This is a genomic window from Anaerosphaera aminiphila DSM 21120, from assembly GCF_900129925.1.
GTDB classification, from domain to species: domain Bacteria; phylum Bacillota; class Clostridia; order Tissierellales; family Peptoniphilaceae; genus Anaerosphaera; species Anaerosphaera aminiphila.
The window spans coordinates 295,026-317,445 of sequence record NZ_FQXI01000001.1; the positions used below are offsets into that span (position 1 = coordinate 295,026).

20 protein-coding genes are annotated in these 22,420 nt (G+C 30.6%); 8 read left to right on the top strand and 12 right to left on the bottom strand.

Features of this window, described 5'->3' with window-relative positions:
* Positions 1-40: 40 nt before the first annotated feature.
* Both BUB47_RS01520 and BUB47_RS01525 read right to left on the bottom strand, forming a co-directional pair.
* The gene (locus BUB47_RS01520; protein WP_073183087.1) at positions 41-2,722 is read right to left on the bottom strand and encodes a J domain-containing protein; all 2,682 of its coding nucleotides are present in this window, start codon (positions 2,720-2,722) and stop codon (positions 41-43) included.
* A complete protein-coding gene (locus BUB47_RS01525; protein WP_073183089.1) occupies positions 2,722-4,401 on the bottom strand; it encodes an Hsp70 family protein in 1,680 nt (559 codons plus the stop codon). Before BUB47_RS01525 ends, BUB47_RS01520 begins: the two co-directional genes overlap by 1 nt.
* 236 nt (positions 4,402-4,637) lie before the next feature.
* Between BUB47_RS01525 and BUB47_RS01530 the strand changes: the two genes are divergently transcribed.
* From BUB47_RS01530 to BUB47_RS01545, 4 genes are all read left to right on the top strand, one after another.
* Complete coding sequence (locus tag BUB47_RS01530; RefSeq protein WP_073183090.1) at positions 4,638-4,946, top strand: zinc ribbon domain-containing protein; 309 nt, start codon at positions 4,638-4,640, stop codon at positions 4,944-4,946.
* A complete protein-coding gene (ftsH, locus tag BUB47_RS01535) occupies positions 4,939-6,942 on the top strand; it encodes an ATP-dependent zinc metalloprotease FtsH (protein ID WP_083529020.1) in 2,004 nt (667 codons plus the stop codon). The genes BUB47_RS01530 and ftsH overlap by 8 nt, the downstream gene beginning before the upstream one ends.
* Before the next feature lie 191 nt (positions 6,943-7,133).
* On the top strand, positions 7,134-8,348 hold the full coding sequence (locus BUB47_RS01540; RefSeq protein ID WP_083529021.1) for a hypothetical protein: 1,215 nt from the start codon (positions 7,134-7,136) through the stop codon (positions 8,346-8,348).
* A 3-nt stretch (positions 8,349-8,351) separates the two neighbouring features.
* The gene (locus tag BUB47_RS01545; protein WP_073183092.1) at positions 8,352-9,530 is read left to right on the top strand and encodes an amidohydrolase; all 1,179 of its coding nucleotides are present in this window, start codon (positions 8,352-8,354) and stop codon (positions 9,528-9,530) included.
* Positions 9,531-9,601: 71 nt separating this feature from the next.
* Here BUB47_RS01545 and BUB47_RS01550 read toward each other — a convergent pair whose 3' ends face one another.
* The 8 genes from BUB47_RS01550 to BUB47_RS01585 form a co-directional block, all read right to left on the bottom strand.
* The gene (locus BUB47_RS01550) at positions 9,602-10,087 is read right to left on the bottom strand and encodes a flavodoxin domain-containing protein (protein ID WP_073183094.1); all 486 of its coding nucleotides are present in this window, start codon (positions 10,085-10,087) and stop codon (positions 9,602-9,604) included.
* Between the two features lie 22 nt (positions 10,088-10,109).
* Complete coding sequence (locus BUB47_RS01555) at positions 10,110-10,718, bottom strand: TetR/AcrR family transcriptional regulator (protein ID WP_073183096.1); 609 nt, start codon at positions 10,716-10,718, stop codon at positions 10,110-10,112.
* Between the two features lie 136 nt (positions 10,719-10,854).
* A complete protein-coding gene (locus BUB47_RS01560) occupies positions 10,855-11,274 on the bottom strand; it encodes an ACT domain-containing protein (protein WP_073183098.1) in 420 nt (139 codons plus the stop codon).
* A gap of 10 nt (positions 11,275-11,284) precedes the next feature.
* Entirely contained in the window at positions 11,285-12,583 is a 1,299-nt protein-coding gene (locus BUB47_RS01565) for a phenylacetate--CoA ligase family protein (protein ID WP_073183100.1), read from the bottom strand.
* Between the two features lie 11 nt (positions 12,584-12,594).
* A complete protein-coding gene (locus BUB47_RS01570) occupies positions 12,595-12,999 on the bottom strand; it encodes an amino acid-binding protein (protein ID WP_073183102.1) in 405 nt (134 codons plus the stop codon).
* Between the two features lie 9 nt (positions 13,000-13,008).
* Positions 13,009-13,578 (bottom strand): indolepyruvate oxidoreductase subunit beta, encoded by a 570-nt coding sequence (locus BUB47_RS01575; protein WP_073183103.1) that lies wholly within the window; start codon positions 13,576-13,578, stop codon positions 13,009-13,011.
* Between the two features lie 11 nt (positions 13,579-13,589).
* Positions 13,590-15,347: an indolepyruvate ferredoxin oxidoreductase subunit alpha gene (gene iorA, locus BUB47_RS01580; RefSeq protein WP_200779452.1), complete on the bottom strand. Its 1,758-nt coding sequence runs from the start codon at positions 15,345-15,347 to the stop codon at positions 13,590-13,592.
* Positions 15,348-15,364: 17 nt separating this feature from the next.
* The gene (locus BUB47_RS01585; RefSeq protein ID WP_200779453.1) at positions 15,365-16,681 is read right to left on the bottom strand and encodes a phenylacetate--CoA ligase family protein; all 1,317 of its coding nucleotides are present in this window, start codon (positions 16,679-16,681) and stop codon (positions 15,365-15,367) included.
* A 233-nt stretch (positions 16,682-16,914) separates the two neighbouring features.
* Here BUB47_RS01585 and hisC point away from each other — a divergent pair, with 233 nt between their 5' ends.
* Complete coding sequence (gene hisC / locus BUB47_RS01590) at positions 16,915-18,003, top strand: histidinol-phosphate transaminase (protein ID WP_073183105.1); 1,089 nt, start codon at positions 16,915-16,917, stop codon at positions 18,001-18,003.
* Positions 18,004-18,065: 62 nt separating this feature from the next.
* Positions 18,066-19,613 (top strand): ABC-F family ATP-binding cassette domain-containing protein, encoded by a 1,548-nt coding sequence (locus tag BUB47_RS01595; protein WP_073183107.1) that lies wholly within the window; start codon positions 18,066-18,068, stop codon positions 19,611-19,613.
* A gap of 42 nt (positions 19,614-19,655) precedes the next feature.
* Here the strand turns inward: BUB47_RS01595 and BUB47_RS01600 are convergent, their stop codons facing one another.
* Complete coding sequence (locus BUB47_RS01600; protein WP_083529022.1) at positions 19,656-19,955, bottom strand: hypothetical protein; 300 nt, start codon at positions 19,953-19,955, stop codon at positions 19,656-19,658.
* 188 nt (positions 19,956-20,143) lie between these two features.
* On the opposite strand from BUB47_RS01600, the gene BUB47_RS01605 reads away from it, so the two are divergent.
* Together BUB47_RS01605 and BUB47_RS01610 are read left to right on the top strand one after the other, a co-directional pair.
* Positions 20,144-20,332: a hypothetical protein gene (locus tag BUB47_RS01605; RefSeq protein ID WP_073183109.1), complete on the top strand. Its 189-nt coding sequence runs from the start codon at positions 20,144-20,146 to the stop codon at positions 20,330-20,332.
* A gap of 56 nt (positions 20,333-20,388) precedes the next feature.
* Positions 20,389-20,970, top strand: a complete 582-nt coding sequence (locus BUB47_RS01610; RefSeq protein ID WP_073183110.1) for a LysE family transporter — start codon at positions 20,389-20,391, stop codon at positions 20,968-20,970.
* On the opposite strand, the gene BUB47_RS01615 is transcribed toward BUB47_RS01610, so the two are convergent.
* Positions 20,967-22,415 carry a TrkH family potassium uptake protein gene (locus BUB47_RS01615; protein WP_073183112.1) on the bottom strand — a complete coding sequence of 483 codons (1,449 nt, stop codon included), beginning with the start codon at positions 22,413-22,415 and terminating at the stop codon, positions 20,967-20,969. The genes BUB47_RS01610 and BUB47_RS01615 overlap by 4 nt on opposite strands.
* Positions 22,416-22,420 lie beyond the last annotated feature (5 nt).

Genomic DNA, 22,420 nt, shown 5'->3' on the forward strand with positions numbered 1-22,420 from the left:
TCTTAACTAAGGTTTCCAGATTATTTTCACACTAACCCACTCATACTCTAATAGGCCTCTTATCATCTTCTAAATCTCTTGTTGCCTCTCTTAATTTTTCGTCTACTAACTCACTGTCTTCTTTAAAAATTTTATTAATTCGCTTAAATTTATCCAATTCAATATATCTAACATCTTCTTTATCATTAGAATACAATATTATATACTCTTTGTCTTTATCATAGTCATAATAATGTAAATAAAACCCCATTTTATAATTATAGTTTACTTCATTGTAAGGTTCTTCAAATATGTGAGTTTTAAATTCTTCAGATACTAAGTACTCACTATCTATTAAAGCACTTGTCTTATCATCTTCTACAAAGTACTTAGATACAACAAATTTAATGGAGTTTAAAAGATTAGACAACATTATTTTAGAGTAAAACTCTTCATCTTCTTCTAAAATTTCACTCCACCCATCTCCATAGATTTTTAATATTATATCGTCTTTTTTTTCAACTAAACAGATTAATTTACTGTTATAAAAATATCCAGTATATAGATTTTCTCTACCTTCAATATATTTAGTTATAATTTTTAAGTTAAATAAGCTTAGTTTTTTGTTGCCTCTTTGCTCTATAATATTTTTTTCATATATCTTTTTTGCTTCATCAGAAAAATAAGTTTCTGCAAATTTTTTATTTAACTCAATATTTACATCTTCTATTAAAAATCTCATTGCAAACACTTCATCTTTTGTAGAGTATTTTCCCATATATTCTAATTCACTTTCAGTCAACATTTCATTTGAAGCATAGTTATTTTCAAGTCTCTTGTCAATTGTCTTATCACTTATATAAGAACTTACTAAAGCCAATATAACTATAGCTGAAATAACAACTGAAACTGATAGTATTATTTTCTTTGCAATATATTTAAATGTCCTGTTTTGTCTCTTTTGCATTTTTTCTATTTGTTTTAATTGAAAGTCAATATATCCCATTAAATAATTAGGCAATTTATCTCTATATTTTTTTGAACTTTCACTATCTTTTGAAAATTTAAAAGCTAATGACAATATAACATTGTATATATCTTCATAAATTAATAATCTTTCTTTTTTATAAGAAAGTAGTAAATTAAAGTCTTCATAGTTTATTTTTTTTACATCGTAGATTTTAAAGAAAATACTGTAAAAGTTGAAAGTATCTGTAGGTTGGAAAACATTTAACTTTCTCAATTGATCTTTTGTATCTTTAAAACCCATAGTATTTTTTTTATTTAACGCCAACTCTTCTAAAAACAGTTGTTGAACTCTAATCAGTTCTACATCATAATCAAAAGATATGCTGTTTAATTTATTGTAAAGATTATTTCCAAATTGACCTTCTTCCTTTCTTACACTGGAAAAATAGTAATCATACCTAGTCTCAAAAAATTCTGCTCTCATATACTTAGGTATTAAATTATTTTTAAAGTTCATATTTGGAAGGCTTTTTAATTCAGTTTTTAATTTATTTGAAATTTTATAGTTTTCTAAATCATCAATATTAAACTTTTTATAAATATAATCTACAACATCTTTAGGAAGTAATTTATAGTTATGAACTAAAAATGATATTATATTTTCTTGAATATTTACATAGCCCTCTATACTTAAATCTTCCAATACATTTTTCCAATTGTCTAAATTCTGAGACATATCTAAATTTGAAAACAAGTCATTAATATCTAAGCTAACATCTTCAGATTTTTTATTTTCTAAACTAAAACTTTCTTGAAACTCTGCATTTAAATAACTTTCTTTTAAAGATATTTCTCTTACAGCTATTTCTTGTAAAATCTTTGGTAATATATTCTTTTCTACAAACCAATAGTAATATGCACCGTTATAATTTTCTAATACATAAGAAGCGTATCCTTTTAAAAATAAAATTAAATATTCAGGTATATATTTAACATCTTGAAACTTTAAAAAATCATCAGAAAGATTTAACCTCTCTTTTGAATATACTTCTATAAAGTTTTTTACAAAATTATATGTTTTACTTTCTGTATTTTCCAACATAGAAAGATTTATCTTTGTATTATTTAGCGCTAGAGGATTATAATGTTTTAATTCAATATCCTGTACTATTCCAAAAGATAACTTTAAAAATTTTAAGTCTTCATCTTTTGAATTTAAATTCTCTCCAATATTAAAGAGTTCTCCAAGTTCTTCTATATTGTTAAATCCTGTAGTTAGTTTATAAAAAATAGCATATCTAACTCTATAAAACTTAATATTCTCGTCATTATTTAGTCCATCTATTGCATAAACTTTAAAATCAGGAATGTTTTTAAAAGACTTTAACGCCAACTCATCCTCTATAAATAGCTCAAATTTTTCCAACACAAAATTAATTATATCTTTCGGAATATTTCCAACATTTTCTAAGATAAACATCTCTAAATTATTTTTAGCATCTTCAGTATTTTCCCATTTATTGTAATAATTTCCCCAATACTCAATAGAAATTATATCTGTAAATTCTTTAGATATACTATCTTTTAAATTTTTGCTTTTGCCCTCTTCTCCACTTGACCTATAATTAAGCGCTAAGTCAAAAGCTTCTTTTAACTCTTGAAATTTTTCCAAGTCATCATCTGGATGAGTTACTTTTAGTTTTTTAGCATAGGCTTTTTTTATTTCTTTTTTATTTTCTGTGGGCTCAATTTCCAATATTTCCCATATGTTCATTAAAATATCTCTCTTTCCAATGTATTTAATATATTATTGAGCTCTTCTGCTTCTTCTTTTATTTTTTCAGGTATTTGTTTTTCAAGAGTAATTTCAAATTTCGTAATTAAATTTCCAATGTAACTTCGTTTCTCTCCTAAGCTTTCCACATATAATCTACTTGCTCTTTCAAGTAAATACCTGTTTTCTGATTTTTCTCTAGGATGGACTTTAAATTGTTCTAGTTTTATTAAAATTTCTTCAATTTCAGCTTGAGTTAATGTTCCAGGATTTTCTTCTATGACCAACCTTTTTTTAATACTTGAGTTTACAACTTCTACATCTACTTCTAAAACTCCATTCCCATCATAAGTAAATCTAACATCTATTGCATCATTTTCTCTTTCAATGGGAATTGACAATTTACTTAAAAATAAATTATCTTCTACTTTATTGCTCTCCCCTTGATAAATTAATACATTTATTACCTCTTGTCTGTCATATAGTTTATAAAATCTCTTTATAATACTCACAGGTATAGTTGTATTTCTTTCGATAATTGGCGAAAACAGTCCATCTATGATTATATTGCCATCTACATCAGTTGTTTCTATACCCAGTGTGTGGGCACATACATCTGTTAAAATTACCTCACTTAAATTTTCATCCCTTAACTTTAGCGCTGTTTGTATACCTGCTCCAATACCTACTGCTTCATCTGGATTTATACTAATGTATGGGAATTTATTAAATAGTTTTGTAATATATTTCCTTACACTTTCAGACTTTGTAGCTCCTCCAATTAATATTACTTTATCAATGTCTTCCACTTTTATCTGTGAATCTTTTATAGCTTTTATTATAGGAGTTTTTATTCTCTCCAATAAATCTACAACTAATTTGTCAAACTCACCTATATTTAAAGAGTATTCATAGTTAACGTCTCTATATTCAATATTGAAACTTAAGTTTTCTTCACTTAAATTTAATTTTAAATGTTCGCATTTCTTCCTAAGTAAAGACATAAATTCTAAATTTAAAATATCTTCTTTTAATTGAGTCTTTCTCAAAAAGTCTTTTACTATTTCATTGGTAAAATCTTCTCCACCTAATTTATTATCTCCAGAAATTGCGTTTACTTGAATTATTCCCTCAAAAATTTCAAGTAGAGATACGTCAAATGTTCCCCCACCTAAATCTAATACTAAAATCGTGGAATCAATCTCACTATAAAGCCCATAGGAAATTGCCGCTGCAGTTGGTTCGCTTATTAAATTTAAAACATCAATACCTGCCAACTTTGCCGCTGCAAGGGTAGCTTCTCTTTGAGCATTATTAAAGTAAGCAGGCACACTAATAACTGCACTGTCACAACTTTCATTTAAATAGCTCTCTGCATCTTCTTTTAATTTTTTTAAAATAATAGATGACAATTCTATGGGAGAAAACTCATGTTTCCCTATACTATATATTTTTTTAGTTCCCATAAATCTCTTAAATGCTGAGACAGTTTTATCAGGATAAGTAATTAACCTTTCCTTAGCTATTTCTCCAATTAATATTTCCCCACTTTCATCAACACTTATTATTGATGGAGTCAGCACATTTCCTAGTACATTTTTTATAACTTCTCCATTTTTCCCATTCCAATATGTAACCATACTATTTGACGTTCCTAAATCTATTCCTATTGTAGCCATATTTCTCCTTTTAATTAGTCTTTATCTATATAATTTAAAAATAATAATTTCATATTAATTTTTGCTTATTGTATTTGATTTTATCTCACTTACTATTACTTTTCAATTAATTAAATATTACATTTAATGGACATTTTAAGTTAACTGTCCTATAACCTACAAAACTAACTTTTTGAATATAGATTTTTTAACTAATTAAATTTAAGATTAGTATATAGAAGTGGGGGTGTTATACATTGGATAATAAAACTATAGATGAGAAAAAAATTTCTGAAATAGAAGAAAATTTAAATAAAAATGAATTTAAATTAGAAGTCCAATATGTTGAACTTGGGAAAATACTATTAGAAATAACTCAAAATAAGCAAAAAAAAATAGATACAATAATGGATGAAATTATTAAAAATAAAATTAAATTAGCTTCATTAAAAAATGAAATACAATGTAGTAATTGTATGACATACAATACTTCAGATAGTAAATATTGTAAATTTTGCGGAAGCAAATTAAATGAACAAATAGAAAGGAAAAATGATAATGAGTAATGATGAAAATAAAAAAATGGATTCAAAACCCAATGATTTGAATTCTAATAAAAACCAAAATACAAATTCTAATAAAAAAGACAGTTCAACATCTAAAAATACTCCTCAAGGTCCTACAATATTTCATATATTGTTAGTGATGTTTCTAATTACTACAATAATAAATATTATCTCTGCAAATATTTCTAATAGAGCAGTACCTGAAATTAAATACAGTCAATTTATTGAGTTAGTTGAAACTGATAATGTAAGCACTGTTGAATTAAGTGAAGACCAACTACAATTTGTAATATCAAAGAATGCAGATATTGCTGAAGTTGAAAAAATATTATATCCAAACGGACAAAGTGATGAAAAGGAAGTTAAGCCTGCTCCTGGAAATAATTATATTGCAACTAGAGTAAATGATCCAAATTTAACTGAGAGACTTCTTGAAAAAAATGTTACTTTTGGAGAAATTTATGACACTTCCAATTCATCCCCACTCTTGAGTTTTGTAATGTGGTGGATACTACCTACCCTTATTTTATATTTAGTGTACTTCTTTGTAATTCGTAAAGCTGTTAAAAAAATGGGAAATTCAAATGGCGGTTCAGGTGGAATGTTTGGAATTGGTAAAAGTAAAGCTAAAGAATATGACCTTGAAAAAAATACAGGAATTACCTTTGACGATGTGGCGGGACAAGATGAAGCAAAAGAAAGTTTAACTGAAATGATAGACTTTTTAAAAAACCCATCAAAATACAATGCAATTGGTGCTAAACAACCTAAAGGTGCTCTATTAGTAGGTCCTCCCGGAACTGGTAAGACTTTACTTGCAAGAGCTTTTGCCGGTGAAGCAAAAGTACCATTTTATTCTATCTCCGGTAGTGAATTTGTAGAAATGTTTGTAGGCGTTGGAGCATCTAGAGTTAGAGATTTATTTGAGCAAGCTCAAAAAAATGCACCAAGTATTATATTTATAGACGAAATTGATGCTATAGGTAAAAGTAGAGATAACCAACTTGGAAGTAATGATGAAAGAGAACAAACACTTAATCAACTTCTTGCAGAAATGGATGGTTTTGACAGTGAAAAAGGTGTAGTTGTTCTGGCTGCTACAAATAGACCTGAAGTTTTAGACAAAGCACTTTTAAGACCAGGAAGATTTGACCGTAGAATAATAGTAGATAAACCTGATTTAATAGGACGTGAGGCAATACTTAAAGTTCATGCCAAAGACGTAAAATTAGATCCAAGTGTAAATTTACATGAAATTGCACTTGCTACCTCTGGTGCAACAGGAGCAGACCTTGCAAATATGATAAACGAAGGTGCTCTTTTAGCAGTAAAAGAAAATCGTACTACTGTTCAACAAAAAGATTTAATGGAAGCAGTTGAAGTAGTAATAGCAGGGAAAGAAAAGAAAGATAGAATTATGAACTCTAAGGAACGTGAAATAGTTTCTTACCATGAAGTTGGCCATGCATTAGTCAGTGCCCTACAAAAAAATAGTCAACCTATTCAAAAAATTACAATTGTACCCAGAACTATGGGCAGTCTTGGATATACTATGAATGTACCTGAAGAAGAAAGATATTTAATGACACGTTCAGAAATGTTGGCTCAAGTTTCCACACTTTTAGGAGGAAGAGCTGCAGAAATTGTAAAATTTGGCGAAGTTACAACAGGGGCTTCTAACGACATTGAAAGGGCAACTCAACTAGCTCGTGGAATGGTTACTCAATATGGAATGAGCGACACTTTTGGTCCAATGGGACTTGAAAGTACACAGAACCAATATTTAGATGGTAGAAATGTTCCTAACTACTCCGAAGAAACAGGCACAATAGTAGATAAAGAAATCAATAAAATATTAGAAGAATGTCAAAAAAATTCTATTGAACTATTAAAAGAAAATACAAAAGCACTAGAAGCTATATCAAAATATTTACTTGAAAAAGAAAATATTAGTGGTGAAGAATTTATGGACATATTAAACAAAAACAGAGAATAAAATATAAATTAAATAGTACTTTAAAATCAGGGTGATACATTGTTTCCACTCTGATTTTTTGTTTAAATTACAATAAATAAAATTTATTACAAAAGAAAACGATACTTTTTTAAATTTTTCACTTTCGCACTTGACAGTGAAATAGTATTCTATTAAAATACTACTAATACACAAAAAAGGAGGTATAAAATATGGTAGATTTATTTGGACCCATGGCTGGAATTATTTCTATAGCTTATATTTTTCTAGTATTTGCCATTGGAGACATATTGTCAGTTAAAACAAAAAGTATTATCTCTATGATGTTTACAAGTTCAGTTTTACTGTTACTTGGTTTTTGGATTGGAGTACCAACAGATTTATTTGAAACTTCTCAACTATATGGACTTGGCGGATTATTTATAGTAATTCTATTAACTCATATGGGAACACTACTAAATATTCAACAACTAATAGAACAGTGGCGAACTGTCGTAGTTGCTATTTCGGCAATTATAGGTATTGCTATTTTCTTATTTGTTGTAGGCGGCCCTATAATAGGAAAAGAAACTGCTATCGTAGCAGCACCTCCAATTGCAGGGGGAGTAGTAGCAGGTATTCAAATGGGAGAAGCTGCAGCAGCAATTGGAAGAGTTGACCTGCAAATAATGGCAACACTTTTAGTAGTTGTTCAGGGATTCTTTGGATATCCAATAGCTTCTTTTTGCCTAAAGAAAGTTGCACGAAAAACATTAACAAAATACAAAAATGGTGAAATTGAAGATCCTATGGCAGCCATGGCCGACGTTGAAGGTCATGCAAAGAGGATTCCTCAAACTCCATCAAAATATGCAAGTAGTAATGTGTACTTAGCTAAAGTTGCAATTATAGCACTTCTTGCAACAGCTATTTCTTTCGGTATACAAAAAATGGCCGGCAGAAATATACTAGATAAAAACATTGTTGCTTTGCTACTTGGTATAATTTTTAGTGAACTTGGTTTCTTGGAAAAAGATATTTTAACTAAATCTAATTCTCAAGGTCTTGCTATGGCAGCACTAATGGTAGTAATTTTTAACAGTTTAACTCAGGCAACTCCTGAAGTAGTCTTGGAATTATTGCCTAGACTAGTAATGAGTTTAGCACTAGGTGTTGTAGGTATAGGTCTTGCTTCTTTTATAGCAAGCAAAATAGTTAAAATGGACTTCTTTATGGCATTTGCAATTGGCACAACTGCTCTTTTCGGTTTTCCGGGAACATTTATTATTTCAAATGAAGTTGCTTCAAGTGTAAGTGAAAATGAAGAAGAAAAACAAGTTGTTTTAGATGAAATTCTTCCTAAGATGTTAGTTGCAGGATTTATTACTGTATCTATTGCATCTGTTGTCTTAGCAGGAATTATGGCGCCAATGTTAGGAGGTCTTTAATTTATGGAAATTAAAAATTTAGTAGAAAAAAATAGAAACTATATAAGAGATATGCGTAGATACTTTCATGCCCATCCCGAGCTTAGCTTCGAAGAGTTTGAAACAACTAAAAAAATTGCAGAAGAGTTAGATAAACTTGGTATCCCTTATGAAATTAATGAAAAATTGGGAACTGGATTAGTTGGAGTAATCAAAGGAGCTAAGCCTGGCAAAACTGTAGCATTAAGAGCTGATATTGACGCTTTAAATGTAACGGAGTGTACTGATCTTGACTTCAAATCTCAAAATGACGGAAAAATGCATGCGTGCGGCCACGATGCACATATTGCAACTTTACTTGGTGCAGCAAAAATGCTAATGGAAGTTAAAGATGACATACAGGGAAAAATCTATCTAGTATTCCAACCTGCTGAAGAAGTTGGATTAGGTGCAAAAGCTATGATTGACTTTGGAACATGGTATGAAGAGACAGATAATATTTTTGGGGCACACGTTTGGAGTCCACTGGAAGCTGGAAAAATTTCTGTTGAAGCTGGAGAGAGAATGGCTGCAGCAGACCAATTTATAATAACTGTTGAAGGAAAATCCGGACATGGATCTGCTCCTCACGAAACAATAGATGCAGTAGTTGTGGCAAGTGCAATTGTAATGAACTTACAATCGCTGGTTTCAAGGAATTATTCTCCTCTTGATTCTGTTGCTGTAACTGTTGGAAGTATTCACAGCGGAAATAGATTTAACATAATTGCCGGTAAAGCTGTTATGGAAGGAACTAATAGGTATTTCTCTAAGGATATAGCTGCTAGAATTAAAGATGATATGCTTAGAGTTTGTGAAAATACTGCTGCTGCATATGGAGCAACAGCAACTTTAGAATATAATTATATACTTGGACCTACTACAAATGATCCTGAATCTTCAGCTATTGCAGAAGAAGCTGTAAGAAAAGTAGCTGGCCCTGAAGCATTAATAAAAGTTGAAAAAGTAACTGGTGGAGAAGATTTCTCTTTCTATTTAGAAAACAAACCTGGGTGCTTTGCATTTATTGGAGGAGGAAATCCTGATATTGATGCTGATTTCCCTCATCACAATGAACACTTTAACATTGATGATAGCGTATTGGCAGAAGGTTCAGGAGTATATGCTCAATATGCAATTGACTTTTTAAAGGAAAATGCTTAAACAATAAATACTAAAACCACAGATTATTATTCTGTGGTTTTTTATATTTAATTATGTATTTAATATTTATTTTACAATTTGAAATCTGCATTAATATAGTTTGCCATTTCTTCTATATTTTCATACAGTATTCTAATTTCTCTTGGTTCTAATTTTTCTGCCAACTGCGTTATTTTTTTGTCTATAAAACTCATCTTTTCCATATTAAGTTCTCCTCCAAAATTAAACTGTCCTAAGGAATTTTTAAGTAACTCTACTGGAAAATTATTCTTAAAAAAATCATCTACTTGATTTGGAGTTGTGCAGGAAATAAATAGTATAATTTTTTTCTTTAATAATTCTTCTAGTCTCTTATCACAAAAATTCTTTATATCTCTTTGAATTTTCCCCATATATATTGGACTTCCTATTAATATTAAATTATATTCTTGTAGTTCCGGTACTTTCTCATTTTTTATATCGACATCTTTAACAGTGCAATTTAGTTTATTCTTTAAATATTCTACACAATCTTTAGTACACCCATACTTACTTTCATATAATACCAATACCTTCAATTAACTCTCCTCCTATTAAATTTTAATTTAATAATCCCCTAAGTAAAAAATCAGAATAAATATCAACTAACTCTCTCCAATTTTTATTTAAATACAGTTGATTTTCTAAAGCATTCATTGAAAAACCTATTAATGATGAAATTAGCATCCATGAAATATTTTCATCTAATTTTCTAAATATATTTTCTTTTTCAGCTTCTAACAATAGAGCGTATAATTTTTCTATTCCACTTATTTCCTCTGTTTCAGACTTCTCTCTTGGTCCTAGGATTGCCTTTGTTCCACTTCTAATTACAACTTTACTCATCTCAGAATTTTCTACAATACTAAATATAAATTCTTCAAAGGAAAGTTTTATTTTTCTATCTATAGATAATTCTATATTTTCTCTTAATATTTTTTCAATATTTCCAACTATTTTTTCATAGATTTGTCTTGAAATATCTTCAACAATTTCCGCCTTATTTCTATAATAGATATAAATTGTAGTTGGAGAATACTCTATAGCATTTGCTATTTTTCTCATAGACAGCTTTTCGTATCCCTTTTCAATAATTATTTTTACACTTGAATTTAAAATTAATTGACGCATGTACTCTTTTTCTTTCTCTCTACGTTTTTTAACAACCATAATTATCACTCTTTCATTAACACAGTTATTTATATTAACAGTGTTAATATATTGTATTTTTTATAATTTGTCAATTGATTTTAAAATTTACATAAAAAAGTAGCCATAATATTTTCTATGACTACTAATTATTTACTTATATTAAGTAAGCTTCTTCTTCATTTAACACTCTAAATCCCGCTGCTTTTAGAAGTTTTTCTCCCTCTTCGGCTTCTGTAATTTTTAATACTACTCCTGTTGCCTCTCCATTGCTAGACCATACATACATATATTGAATATTTAAGTCCCTACATGCATTTACAAGCCTATACAGTGAATCGGAGGACCTATCAGTTTGCACAACTATTACATCATTTAAATGTGTGGATATAAGTTCTCCCTTTAAACATTCTCTTGCTTTTTCAGGATTGGAAACTATCATTCTAAGTAATCCAAAATCTGTAGTATCTGCTAAGGAGAAAGTTACAATATTTATATTATTTTTACCTAATATCTCTGTTACAGTATTTAAACTTCCCGGCTTATTTTCAATAAATACTGTCAATTGTTTTACCATAGTACTCCTCCTATAAAATAACTCTCTTATCTACTACTCTTACAGCTTTTCCCTCAGTTCTCTCAAGTGTTCTAGGCTCTACTAATTTAACTTTTACTTGAAGGCCTATTGCTTGCTTTAATGTATACCCTATTTTCTTTGTAAGGTTTTCTAATTTTCTTATTTCATCAGAGAAAAATTTATCTTCAACTTCAACCCAAACTTCTATGGTATCTAAATTATCTATTCTGTCCACAATAATTAAGTAATGTGGCTTAGTTTCCTCAACTTCAAGAAGTGCAGTTTCTATTTGTGAAGGATATACGTTAACTCCTCTTATTATCAACATATCATCACTTCTACCTGTAAATCTGGAAATCCTTGCAAGAGTCCTTCCACATTCACACTTGTCGTAATTAATACTAGTTAAATCCTTAGTTCTATATCTAATTAAAGGAAAGGCTTCCTTTGTAAGTGTTGTAATTACAAGCTCTCCCTCTTCGCCTTCTGCTACCGGTTCCAGTGTATTTGAGTTTACTATCTCTGGCAAAAAGTGATCTTCATAAATATGTAGACCTTTATGATACTCACAATCTGCTGCAACACCGGGTCCCATTATTTCGCTTAGCCCATAGATGTCATATGCCTTTACTTTTAATCCCTCTTCGATTTTAGATCTCATTTGATCTGTCCAAGGCTCAGCACCACAAATAACAGACTTTAACTTTAGCTTGTCTCTTACTCCCTCTTCTTCAATAACTTCCATTAAATGGAGCAAATATGACGGTGTACAGGCAATTGCCGTGGACCCGAAGTCTTCCATTAGAGTAAGTTGCTTTTTAGAATTCGTAGTTGAAATTGGAACCACCATTGCTCCTAAATTTTCCACGCCATAGTGAAGCCCTAAACCTCCAGTGAAAAGTCCATATCCATAGGATACTTGAACTTTATCATCTCTTCCAATATTTGCCATTGAAAGAACTCTCGTAACACACTCTTTCCACATATCTATATCTTTTCTAGTATAGCCAACTACTGTTGGTTTTCCCGTAGTGCCTGAAGAAGCGTGGACTCTTACAACTTGTGATTCCGGCACAGCAAAAAGTCCAAATGGATAGTTATCCCTTAAATCGTCTTTAGTTGTAAATGGAAGTTTTGTTATGTCTTCCACTCCCTTAATATCACCTGGTTCTATTCCCATATCTTGCATTTTTTTTCTATAAAAAGCAACGTCGTGATAAAGTCTGTCTACAAGTTTTACAAGTCTTGTACTTTGAAGATGAGTCATCTCATCTCTACTCATACACTCTTTAGCTTCATTCCAAATCATATAATTTCCCCTCACACTACATCAAATTTAGCTTGTTTTAAAATTTCTTTTGTCTTTTCAATTTCATCTACATTTATAACCATTAGTGGTCTACCATCTTCTCTAACAACTAGAGAATATAAATAATTTACTATTATATTATTATTGGCTATCTCTTGAAGCATTCTATTGAGTTCGCCAATTTTATCGTCTAAACTAACTCCTATTACATCAGTTTCTTTAACTAAAAAGTTTTCTTCTCTTAGAACTCTTACACCTTCTTGTGTATTATCTACAATTAACCTCAATATGCAAAATTCAGGACTGTCAAATAGAGATACTGCTCTTATATTAATATTGTTCTTACTAAGTGTATCTGTCACTTCAGATATACTTCCCTCTTCATTTTCTATAAATACTGACAATTGTTTTAGCATAATATCCTCCTATAAGTTAAATCCTCTATCAAAGGCTTTGATATTTATATCTATTGTCTTTTCAGGAACAGTATTTTTAATTACTGCATGCCAATCTTCTATTGTAAAATTCATGTGTTTTGCTGCAACTCCAAGAACTATTACATTAAATACTTTTAAATTTCCTAACATCCTAGATTCTTCAAGAGCATCTATGGAAATGACATTGTACTCTTTAGATAATTTTTCAATTATTTCATCAGGATACTTTTCTTTTCCTATTACTACCGGCATTGGATCAATCCTCTGATCATTTACAATTAATACTCCATCTTTTTTTAAAAAATGAGCGTATCTAAGAGCTTCTAATTTTTCAAAGGCTATTAGTACATCTGCACTTCCCTCTTCTACAATAGGTTCGTAAACTACATCTCCATATCTTACAAAGGTGACTACTGAGCCACCTCTTTGAGCCATTCCATGAACTTCAGAGAGTTTAACATCATAACCTGCATTTAATATTATTCCCCCTAAAATTCTTGAGGTTAAAAGTGTTCCTTGTCCGCCCACGCCAACAATCATTATATTTTTAGTCTCCATTTTAACCTCCTCTATATGCTCTCTATTACACTATCTACTTTTTCTATTGCATCAAATGGACACAGATTAAAGCAAAGTCCACATCCGTTGCACATTGTATCATTTATCAATGTAGTTCCATCTTCAGCCTTAGTAAGTGCCGGACATCCCGGCTTCATGCACAAACCACACTTTCTACACTTCTCTTTATTTACTATATATTGATTTTTAATTGCAACACCCTTTAACAATACACAAGGTGCCTTTGCTATTATCACCGATAATTCATCTCTTAGCGTTTCTTCTTTAAAAGTTTTTGAAAGTCCGTCTAAGTCAAAGGAACTAATTTCTATTACATTTTTTATTCCCATTGCTTCACACATTTTCTTTATATCTATTGGCTTTACTTCTTCTCCCATGAGAGTCTTACCGGTAGCGGGATTTTCTTGATGTCCTGTCATTGCCGTTATAGAATTATCTAAAATCAACACAGTTGCCTTTGAGTTGTTGTATACCATATTCATAAGAGAGTTTATCCCAGTGTGTAAAAATGTAGAGTCTCCAATTACTGCAACCCAATCTTTTACAAATTCACTTCCACGTGCTTTTTCCATTCCGTGAAGTGAGCTTATACTTGCACCCATACAAATTGTGCTGTCAATTGTTTCTAAAGGCGCTCCTGCTCCCAATGTATAGCATCCAATATCCCCTGCTCCGTGAATTTTTAACTTATTCATCACTGAAAACACTGATCTGTGAGGACAACCCGGGCATAAAATTGGAGGTCTTATTGGAGCTTCCATTTCTTTTTCTATATTTAAAGTTTCGCCTAATATTTTTTCTCTTATCATATTGGCACTATACTCTCCATCTAGTGGAAATAAATCTTTTCCTATAACTTCTATTCCCCAAGACTTAACTTGTTCTTCTATAATCGAATCTAGCTCTTCAATTATATAGAGCTTATCAACTTTCTTTGCAAATTCTTCTATTAACTTTTTAGGTAAAGGATTTATAAGTCCAAGTTTTAAAACAGAAGCTTTTGGAAGAGCTTCTTTTACATATAAGTACGGAATTCCAGAAGTTATAACTCCAATGGAAGTATCACTATATTCAATACTATTTATACTTAAATCACAGGCATCCTCACTTAAAATTCTCTCTCTATTTATTACTACCGGATGTCTGGCTTTTGCATTAGCTGGAACCATTACATTTTTTCTAGGATTCTTCACATATTCTCTATCTTTAATATCTACTCTATCATTTAATTCTACAATACTTTGAGAGTGTGCCAATCTGGTAGTAGTTCTAATAATTACCGGCGTGTCATATTTTTCACTTAGCTCATAGGCTAAAATGGTCATGTCTTTTGCCTCTTGGCTATTTGAAGGCTCCAGTACCGGAACGTGAGCAGCTCTTGCTATTGCTCTGGTATCTTGCTCATTCTGAGAACTGTACATTCCAGGATCATCTGCAACTGTTAAAACAAGTCCTCCATTTACACCTATATATGAAACTGTGTAAAGTGGATCTGCTGCCACATTTAGGCCTACGTGTTTCATACACGCAAAAGATCTTATTCCCACCATTGAAGCGCCTATTGCAACTTCTACAGCAACCTTTTCATTTGGAGCCCACTCGCAGTATATTTCATCTTTATAGTTTGATAAATACTCACTAATTTCCGTACTTGGCGTACCTGGATATGCAGAGGAAACTTTTACACCCGCTTCATATAGTCCTCTTGCTATTGCTTCATTTCCAAGCATTGTAACTTTGTTTTTCAAAATAATACCCCCTAAAACTAAACCCTTAAATCTGTAACTCTTTGAGCTTTTCCTTCAAACCTCTTTAGTGTTCTTGGTGCCACTAATTTTATATTTGCATCAAGACCAGTTGCCGCCCTTAATTTATTTCTCACATTGTTCTCTAGATTTTCTAATTTTGGATAAGAGTCCAGTATACTTGAATCTATTAGTTCAACTTTAACTTCTAAGTGATCTAAATAATTTTTTCTATCTACGATCATTTCATAGTGAGCTCCCAACTCACTAAATTCATTAATTACTACTTCAACTTGATTAGGAAATAAATTTACTCCTCTAATAACTAACATATCATCAGATCTTCCACTTAAGTTTTCCATTCTAGTTGTAGTTCTTCCACACTCACAAGGTTCATATATAAGTCTCGTAAGATCTCTTGTCCTATATCTTAACAGAGGTGTGGACTCTTTTGTCAAACAAGTTATAACAAGTTCTCCCTTTTCTCCCTTAGGTAAAACTTCTCCTGTATCTGGATTTATAATCTCAGCATAGTACTGATCTTCATTTATATGTAGCCCATTGTTCATTAAACACTCTCCTGAAACACCTGGCCCATTTAACTCACTCATTCCGTAATTAGAAGTACAAAGCATGTCTTCTCCCCAAACAGCTTTCATTTCTTCTCGCATAAGCTTAGAAAAGTTTTCGCCTCCAAAAAGTCCAATTCTAATTTTTAAATCTTTCATTGGATCCATACCCATAGACCTTATAACTTCTCCAATGTGAAGAGCGTAAGAAGGAGTTGCCACTAATAAAGTTGCTCCAAAGTCCTTCATATACATAATTTGTTTTTTTGTATTTCCAACTGATGATGGAACTACTGCTGCGCCTATGTTTTCCAGTCCATAGTGAAGTCCCAAGGCTCCTGTAAACATTCCATATCCAAAGCAAATTTGCGCAATGTCATCTCTTCCGGCACCACCTGCTGTTGCCACTCTGGAAACAGTTTCAGTCCAGTTTAAAAGATCATTTTTAGTATACCCAACAACTGTTGGTTGACCTGTAGTTCCAGATGAAGCATGAATTCTAACAAGTTCTTCTTTTTCAACAGCAAAAAGCCCAAAGGGATAATTCTCCCTAAAATCCGATTTCGTTGTATATGGAAGTTTAGAAATATCATCAATTGATTTTATATCTTCAAGTTTTACACCTAGTTCATCCATTTTTTTTCTATATGGCTCAACTAACTCATAGGATCTTTTCACTTGTTCTATTAATCTCTTTGATTGAATGTCTTTAATTTCTTCTCGACTAAGTGTTTCTTCTCTAGCCCAAATATTCGCTATTTTACTCAATTTATAACCTCCATTTTATTGCTTTAAAGCATAAATTTATTTAACTACTAATTATACTTCAATATAGAGATTTGTCAATAGCACTATGCTAATAAATTGAGTTTTAATCTACAATATTGAAATGTTTTGACATAAACTTTAATATAAAATAATAAATATATTTGCTTAATTTATGTGTTCTACATATAATATACTTAATTTAATTTAAATAATATTTAAACGAGGTGTAAGATATGATTAAACCCAGAGAAGAAATTGTAAATATAGTTCCCTATATTCCCGGAAGACCGATTGAAGATGTTCAAAGAGAGTACGGACTTGAACATGTAATTAAACTTGCTTCAAATGAAAATCCTCTAGGTACTAGCGAAGTTGTTAAAAAGGCGCTGATTGACTACATAAATGGCGGTATTAATATCTATCCTGATGGAAATGCCACAAATTTAAAAGAAAAACTTTCAAAAAAACTAAATCTTCAACCAAATAATTTTTTAATTACAAATGGTGGAGATGAATCACTTAGTCTAGTAGCTGAAGCTTATTTAAATCCGACAGATGAAGTCATTTTAAGTGAACTTACTTTTCCCAGATACACTGACTCTTCTACAATTATGGGTGCAAAAATAAACGTAGTTCCCATGAAAAATTTAAACTACGATTTAAATGCAATTTGTGAAAATATAAATTCAAATACTAAGCTTATTTGGATTTGTAACCCAAATAACCCAACAGGAACTCTTTTAACTGAGAAGGAAATAACCGATTTTTTAGATACTGTTCCCGAGGATATACTTGTAATTTACGATGAGGCATATATTGAGTTTGCTGACTCAGAAGATGCTCCTAAAAATGCTTATTTGCTATTTCAAAAATATCCAAATGTACTAACTGTAAAAACTTTTTCAAAAATATACGGTCTTGCAGGGCTTAGAGTTGGATACTTAACAGGTCAACCTGAAATTATAGAAAATATTAATAAAGTAAGAGGACCTTTTAACTGTAACGTACTTGGGCAAATAGCTGCTATAAATGCACTTGATGATGAAGACTTTCTAAAAAAAGTATATGACAACAATATTGAAGGAAAAAAGTATCTATACAAAGTATTTGAAGAGTTAAATATTTCATATACAAAAAGTCAGACAAATCACATATTTTTTGAAGCTCCTTCTATGAATTCTAAAACACTTTTTGAAAAGATGCAAAAAAAAGGTGTCATTATTAGACCATTCCCAGGAAATTATGTAAGAGTTTCCATAGGTACTAAAGATGAAAACGAAGAATTTGCCAAAGTTCTAAAAGAAGTTATTCAGGAAAATTAAAAATTTTAATTGGTACAACCTCTCAATCTGTGGTAAAATTTCTTAGATTGGGAGGTTTTTTTTTGAGTATTTTAACTGTTAAAAATTTAAGTCACAACTACGGTGGCAGAGATATATTAAAAAACGTAAATTTTATTTTAAATAAAGGTGAGCATGTTGGACTTGTAGGTCCTAATGGAGAAGGTAAAAGTTCTTTTATGAACATAGTAACAGGCAAGTTAATGCCTGATGATGGTGAAATAGAATGGTCTAAGCGAGTAAGAGTTGGATATTTAGATCAGCATGCTTCACTAGATGAAAATAAAAGTGTAAGAGAAGTTCTGCAAGATGCCTTTTCTTACCTCTATGACATTGAAAGCGAAATAAACGAATCCTATGAGAAAATGGCAACTGCAACAGATGATGAAGTAAACAGTCTCTTGGAAACTGTTGGAGAACTACAAGAAATACTGGAACATCAAGATTTTTATTTAATAAATTCAAAAGTTGAAGAAATTGCCAATGGAATGGGAATTGACAAAATCGGCTTAGATAAAAATGTTTTTGAGCTTTCAGGTGGACAACGCTCTAAAGTTTTACTGGCAAAACTGCTACTTGAAAAACCTGATATATTAATGTTAGATGAGCCTACAAACTACTTGGACGAAGAGCATATTGATTGGCTAAAAAATTATCTGCTCAACTATGAAAATGCCTTTTTGTTAATTTCACATGATATTTCATTTTTAAACTCTGTAATTAATTTAATTTACCATGTTGAAAATATGGAACTTAACAGATATGTAGGCGATTACGACGAGTTTATAAGACTTAGGGATATAAAAAAGAAACAACTTGAAGCTGCCTATAAAAAGCAACAACAGGAAATTGCAGACTTAGAAGACTTTGTAGCTAGAAATAAAGCTAGAGTTGCAACTAGAAATATGGCAATGTCCAGACAAAAAAAATTAGATAAAATGGAAAAGATAGAACTTATTAAAGACAAGATAAAACCTGAATTTGTATTCTTAGAATCCTCTGCCACAGGAAAAGTTATTTTTGAAACTAAGGACTTAGTAATAGGATATGATACTCTACTTACCAAACCATTAAATCTTAGAATGGAACGTGGAAACAGAATTGCAATAATTGGAGAAAATGGACTTGGAAAAACTACACTTATAAAGACAATACTCAAAATGATAAATCCAATTTCCGGAGATGTTGAACTTGGTCAAAATTTAGAAATCGGCTACTTTAAACAAGATGAAGATTTAAAAAATGAAAATAACTGTATTGAAGAAATGTGGGAAGAATTTCCGGGTTGGGAACAATTTGAAGTTAGAGCAGCTCTTGCAAAATGTGGACTTATGACTAAACACATTGAATCTAAAATTCACGTATTAAGTGGTGGCGAGCAAGCTAAAGTTAGACTTAGCAAAATTTTAAATAAAAAAACTAACATACTCGTACTTGATGAACCTACTAACCACTTAGATGTAGATGCAAAAGAAGAACTTAAGAAAGCATTAAAAGATTACAAAGGTGGAATTTTCTTAGTTTCTCATGAAAAAGACTTCTATGAAGAAATTGCTACAGATATTTGGAATATGAATAATTTTAAAATTTAAAGTAAAATACCTATGCAATTTAAATTTTTGCATAGGTATTTTTTATATTATAGAATTAATATAACCTAATTTATATAAAATTAACAGTATTTCAATTGAAATATTTCCTAAAAGAGAAATAAACACTACCCCAAATTTAAAAGTAAAAATACTATATTGCCCACCGTCAAAGCTTTTACGCAATCTCTTACCTCTATATAAAATTACAGCAAAAATTGTAATTATGCTAAGTATTGTCTGTAGTTTTAATGCTATGTCACTGGAAATATACCCATTTCCCACAGCATAATAATTTACTAAAGTTAAAGCCCCTGTTACAATTGATAATAAAAACATTGCCATATCTTTTTCTCCTGTCAAATACTTTTATTATTACAAATATTATAATTTTCCAAAGCTTATCCTATTATAATTTATATATCTGCATAAATTATATAACACTATACTTAAATTTCGGTACTTAAATGGTATAATCAAATTACTAACACTTAATATAAATGTAATAATTCTTAATTTTAAAGGAGAATACTATGAAAAAAATAATAATAACTATTTCCATTCTACTCTCTATTTTATTAATGGGCCTTAAAACAATAAATAACCCACATAATACCGACAGCATTAATATTGAGCCCATACCTAAAGAAAAATCACTGGAAAATAACAATCCCACTACAAATAATGGATATGTAGAAAAAAGAGAGTTTTGCAGATTTTAATTTAAATTTTACTTGTAGCATTTTACAATATACTAAATACTTTTCTGGAGGGAAAAATGTTTAACTGGATTAATTTTTTAGCATATGTCAGTGTTTCAGCAGGAACGCCTGGTCCAAATAATATAATGTCCATGTCCAACGGAAGTCGATTAGGGTTTAAAAAAGCTATTCCCTTTAATTTTGGCGTCTTAGCCGGTTGCTCTATTACTATGACTATTTGCGCTCTTTTTTGCAGCGTATTATCAGAAGTAATCCCAAAAATACAAACTCCAATGCAAATTGCTGGCGCTTGCTATATGCTCTACTTAGCATGGAAGACTTTTAAAAGTTCTTCAATATCTGAAAATGAAGATTCTAAAAGTGATTTTTTGTCTGGATTTTTACTTCAATTTGTAAATCCAAAAACTTTTATCTATGGAATTGTCTCCATGCAGTCTTTTATAATACCTGTATATGGAAACAACTATCTTGTTTTGTTTTTATTCGCACTATTACTTGCTCTGCTGGGATTTTCCTTTACTTTGCTGTGGTTGTTATTTGGCTCTACTTTTAAAGTTTTATTTTCAAAGTATTCGAAAATTACAAATACAATTATGGCTCTCCTACTGGTATACTGTGCAATTTCAATATTTTTTTAAATTGCCTTTTTCTTTTTAGTATGAAATCCAATAAGTCCAAGTATTGTAAAAAATTCAAGTCTTCCAAGAAGCATTAAAAAACTAAAATACAATTTATATCCCACTGCAAAATTTGCAAAGTTTTTTGTAGGTCCTACTAAGTTAAATCCCGGTCCAACATTACTAAGCATAGTCACAACAGAAGAAATACTACTTACTAAGTCTGCTCCGCTAATAGTTATTATTCCAACTGAAATTACAAATACAATTGCATAAATTCCAAAATAAGAATTTATCCCCATTACAACCTCATCATTTAAAGTTTTGCCATTCATCGTTATAGGTAGTACTGCCTTGGGATGAATGGTCTTTTGAATTTCTCTTTTTATTAACTTTAATAGTACTACTATTCTAATTACTTTTAATCCCCCTGCAGTAGATCCTGCACAAGAACCTATAAACATGAGTATTAATAAAATATACTTGCTAAAATTAGGCCATAGATCATAGTCTGCATTTGCAAATCCAGATGTTGATATTATAGATGAAATTTGAAATGCAGAGTCTCTAACTGAAATGGCCAAACTTCCATAGTTGTGAAAATATAAGTCCAATGTAATTAATATAACGGATACAAATATTAAAATATAAAACAACCTGAATTCTTCATTTTTTAAAATATCTCTTAATTTACCCTTAGATAGTTGGTAGTGTATTGTAAAATTTGTGCCACACAGCACCATAAAAATTGTCATAACCCAAGGGATATAGTAGCCTTGATAGCTCATAATTGAATCAGACTTACTTGAAAATCCCCCTGTCCCAACTACTCCAAAAGTATGTATAATTGAATCAAAAATTCCCATTCCTCCAGCTGCAAGTAATATAAATAAAGCTACTGTTATTATAATGTAAATTGTATAGAGCCTTTTTGCAGTCTGTCTAACTGTAGGCTCAATTTTCCCCGCAACGGGTCCTGGAGATTCAGCTTTAAATATTTGAAATCCCCCAACTCCCAATTTTGGAAGTAGACTAATTGTAAATACAAGTATTCCCATTCCACCTAACCAGTGAGTTATACTTCTCCATAGTACAATAGAGCGCGGCAACTTTTCTATATTAGATATTACTGAAGCTCCTGTAGTAGTAAAACCTGATACTATTTCAAAAAAGGAGTCTACATAACTTAAATCTGCACAGACATACAGCGGAAGAGCTCCAAAAGCTGAAGCCATAATCCATGCAAATGTAACTATAAATAAACCGTCTTTTGGCGTTACAACTTGTTCTTTGTTTTTTATTCTCATCAGTAATAGTCCAAGTATAAACATTACTATAAAAATGCTAAATATACTCATAGCAGTGCCATCGCCATCATATGCTCCTAGTGCCATTGGAGGAATTAAAAATAATGACTCAATAAATAAAATAGTACCTAATATTTTAATAATTATAAAATAGTTCAAAATAC